This window comes from Candidatus Dadabacteria bacterium (assembly GCA_026708565.1).
Taxonomy (GTDB): domain Bacteria; phylum Desulfobacterota_D; class UBA1144; order Nemesobacterales; family Mycalebacteriaceae; genus Mycalebacterium.
In genome coordinates this window covers 20,024-22,727 of sequence record JAPOUR010000046.1, presented here as the reverse complement: position 1 = coordinate 22,727, position 2,704 = coordinate 20,024, and the positions used below count along the sequence as shown (strand labels likewise).

The 2,704-nt window shown below is 43.0% G+C and carries 5 protein-coding genes; 2 read left to right on the top strand and 3 right to left on the bottom strand.

The window, feature by feature from the left end:
• A partial coding sequence (locus OXF42_05985; GenBank protein ID MCY4047634.1) for a hypothetical protein occupies positions 1–462 on the top strand: 462 nt, incomplete at its 5' end.
• A gap of 50 nt (positions 463–512) precedes the next feature.
• On the top strand, positions 513–1,493 hold the full coding sequence (locus tag OXF42_05980) for a hypothetical protein (protein ID MCY4047633.1): 981 nt from the start codon (positions 513–515) through the stop codon (positions 1,491–1,493).
• 21 nt (positions 1,494–1,514) lie between these two features.
• Here OXF42_05980 and OXF42_05975 read toward each other — a convergent pair whose 3' ends face one another.
• The 3 genes from OXF42_05975 to OXF42_05965 form a co-directional block, all read right to left on the bottom strand.
• The gene (locus tag OXF42_05975; GenBank protein ID MCY4047632.1) at positions 1,515–1,688 is read right to left on the bottom strand and encodes a type II toxin-antitoxin system HicB family antitoxin; all 174 of its coding nucleotides are present in this window, start codon (positions 1,686–1,688) and stop codon (positions 1,515–1,517) included.
• Positions 1,689–1,810: 122 nt separating this feature from the next.
• Complete coding sequence (locus tag OXF42_05970) at positions 1,811–2,278, bottom strand: hypothetical protein (GenBank protein MCY4047631.1); 468 nt, start codon at positions 2,276–2,278, stop codon at positions 1,811–1,813.
• A complete protein-coding gene (locus OXF42_05965) occupies positions 2,256–2,567 on the bottom strand; it encodes a hypothetical protein (GenBank protein MCY4047630.1) in 312 nt (103 codons plus the stop codon). Before OXF42_05965 ends, OXF42_05970 begins: the two co-directional genes overlap by 23 nt.
• Between the last annotated feature and the right edge of the window lie 137 nt (positions 2,568–2,704).

The window sequence follows — 2,704 nt, the reverse complement described above, 5'->3', positions numbered from 1 at the left end:
AGTGGGGAATGGATGAAAAAGCTTTTTGAAGGCAGAAACTCAAAGGAAAGATCACAATTCATTAAGGAAATTGGCCGTAGGTATTACGATTTACTTGTTAAAAAAGATCTATCTATGTCTTACCCCGGACATAGTGGTTTTTCACTGTCTTCAGATGAACTGGAAGAGAATAATGAAGTAAAGCAATTCTTGGAAAAAGCTGTTGACTACGGAGATTTGTATGATGTGAAGCACACATCTAAATCAGGAGGCCAAAAAAGGATTAAGTATTACTTGACACCTATATTTTGTCCTCATTTTAGGATTACTTATAAGCGTATAAAAGAACCGGAGTATTTGTCAATACAAAAAATGAAATCCCTATTTCACATCGGGGACAAAGTGAACTTTGCCGAAGCAAAAAGTGGTAGAAAGAAAGTCTCGGATGCACAACAAGTTCTTTTCAAGAAGGACAACTTTTAGAGATGCTTTCTCTGTCCGGAAATCTGAGACCTTGGGGGCATTTCTCATGGATGAAAGAGAAACTGAAACCAATGGAGTGGTGTTTTATGGGTTGTTTAGGCTTTGAAGACAGATTTATAACAGCCGTAGATCAAGCCAAGTCAAGTTTTACTCTAAACGACATCTTTTTTCTGAAGGTAACTGACGAAGACTCAGTACACTCAATATGTATTGAAGAGATATATGAGGAACATACCAATCAATTGAATGATGCTCTTGATAATAATTTCAGGATTAAAGAACTCGCGCTTCTGGAAAGTCCACGTTTGCTGAAAGATGAAGTTAAAAGATTCCTTGATGTGTCTTGCCCCAATATATTGTTAGATATTTCATGCTTCCCCAAGCGCTTTTTCTTTCCAATACTTAAATTGATGCTAAATTCTGATCAAGTGCAAAACTTGGTTGTTTGTTACACTTTGCCACAGTCTTATTCCAAGATAGGTCTTGCAGAGGATACTTTGCCATGGTCTCACATACCGATGTTTAAACAGACTGAAATCAAAGTTTCAAAAAAGGAGAAAGCGATTGTAGGCGTGGGCTTTATGCCTTATGAGTTACCTAGTTTACTCAAAGATGATTATCCCAAAGCGGAGATTAATTTTGTATTCCCCTTTCCTCCGGGACCTCCGAATTATCAAAGAAGTTGGGAGTTTGTTAGATCAATAGAAAAAAACTATACAGTAAGAGAAGGTGACAGTCGTATAATTAGAGTAGATATCAAGGATGTTTCAAGGTGTTACGATCACCTGTTGACTATATCAGATACGGGCAACCATTCATGCGTTATTGCCCCTTATGGACCAAAGACGCACTCTTTGGCAATGGCTTTGTTTGCCTCTAATTTTGATTGCGATGTTGTGTACACTCAACCTAGGTATTACAACCCAAGATACACAACAGGAGTAAAATATATTAATGGTGACCCTGAGACTTATTTGTACTTAATCAAATCAGAGGGCAAGAATTTATATACTACTAACCAACCTTCCTAGGCAACGGTCGGTTAACTGTCTTTACTTCACATCAGACTCTTCAACATCCACCGACAGGCAACCCTCAACCGCCTCATAAAGGTTTGTCAGCAGGTCATCAAAGGTTTCACCCTGTGTGGCGCAACCCGGAATGGAAGGCACTTCCGCCCAATATCCGCCCTCTTCGGCTTTGTGTATTACAACCTTGAGTTTCATGTTTCAATTATACACAAACTCGCCCGCAAAGGTTGGATATTCCCCCCTATCCCCTCTGGATTCCGTGTCGTAGCACGGAATGACAGGTAGGCGGCTCTGCCGCCCGCCCAACAACTGCTCTACTAACGATTTTTTACTGTAACCCATACGGCAAAAGCGCGGCGGTCTTTAATTGACGCGCCCTCCAGCCGCTTGATGTAAAGTTTGGCGGAATCAAGCCACATTTGCACATCGGCAAGCCTGTATTCCGAATCAGGGTCATAGTCCGCCTCATGGCGTTTTTCCTGAATTTCCACAAAATTTTTGGCGAAAGCCTGAATCTCCCCCGGAAAGCGTTGCACCACATTCTTGTTTTCGCACTGAGACCTTGCCAAACCATGCTCAACCGCCCGGTAAATCTGCCGCCACGCAGACCCGCTTCTATCCGCTCCCGCTGTGCCGACAAGACAGTCGGCGCTGTTTCTGCACAAGGCATGAAACATCGCGTAGTAAATTGTGCTGACCGCCCTTTTCAGGTCTGATTGGCGGGGGCGTCTGGTGTGGGCGTTAAGTAGCGTATCAGCCGTATCAATCAAGCTTGACGGGGTCATAGTAATCTTTTGCATCCTCCGGAGTTAGAAATGTGAACAGAGGAAAACGTTCATCATCAATGTCCCACAAATAGTCCCCCACACTAATCAACATGTTGCTGACCTGTTCGGGGTGAGGCCTGTTTCCGTCAAAAATTATATCAATGCGGTAAAGCGGTTTACCGTCATAACCGCTCTCATCTTCCCTCATATTGATTTTAACAATGGAGGTCGGGGCAAGTTCTTTCTTTACAACCTTATTTACAAACTTTTCTACGGACTTCTCAACCTTTGCAAATTCTTTTGCCATCTGTTCTTCCTCTTAGCCGAGCCTCAAGGGGCGCAACTGTCAGTATTGTAGGTTAGCAATCGTATGACTGTCAAGCGGGATTAACCAATCCCCGCTTTCTGTTTCAGCGTCTCGCCCATCTCGGCGGGGCTTCTGCA

What these genes read in the sequence shown, in the direction of transcription:
- OXF42_05980 (MCY4047633.1), top strand. Translation starts at nt 513, where the DNA reads ATGAAAGAGAAACTGAAACCAATGGAGTGGTGTTTTATGGGTTGTTTA.
- OXF42_05970 (MCY4047631.1), bottom strand. Translation starts at nt 2,278, where the DNA reads ATGACCCCGTCAAGCTTGATTGATACGGCTGATACGCTACTTAACGCC.
- OXF42_05975 (MCY4047632.1), bottom strand. Translation starts at nt 1,688, where the DNA reads ATGAAACTCAAGGTTGTAATACACAAAGCCGAAGAGGGCGGATATTGG.
- OXF42_05965 (MCY4047630.1), bottom strand. Translation starts at nt 2,567, where the DNA reads ATGGCAAAAGAATTTGCAAAGGTTGAGAAGTCCGTAGAAAAGTTTGTA.